Source organism: Paraburkholderia sp. SIMBA_027 (assembly GCF_046535315.1).
Lineage (GTDB): Bacteria > Pseudomonadota > Gammaproteobacteria > Burkholderiales > Burkholderiaceae > Paraburkholderia > Paraburkholderia tropica.
Window position 1 is genome coordinate 1 of sequence record NZ_JAWRWY010000537.1, and the last position, 273, is coordinate 273.

Consider the following 273-nt stretch of genomic DNA (forward strand, 5'->3'; position numbering starts at 1 on the left):
TTCTGTCCATCGGCGGCGGCAGCGTGCTCGATGCGGCGAAGCTGTTCGCGGTCCGGCTGACCAACGACGAACCGCTGCGCAACTGGCTCGGCATCGACCTGATCAAGCACCCGGGCGTGCCGATGATCCTGGTGCCAACGACCGCCGGAACCGGCTCCGAAGTCACGCCCAACGCGATCGTGACGCTGCCGGACGAAGCGCTGAAGGTGGGGATCGTCAGCCGTCACCTGCTGCCGCAAATCGTGATTCTCGATGCGGAGCTGACACTCGGCC

At 65.9% G+C, this 273-nt stretch carries 1 protein-coding gene; it reads left to right on the forward strand.

Annotation, left to right across the window (positions count from 1 at the left end):
- Positions 1 to 273: iron-containing alcohol dehydrogenase (locus SB764_RS40145; protein WP_410866773.1), on the forward strand; the 273-nt coding region annotated here is incomplete at both ends.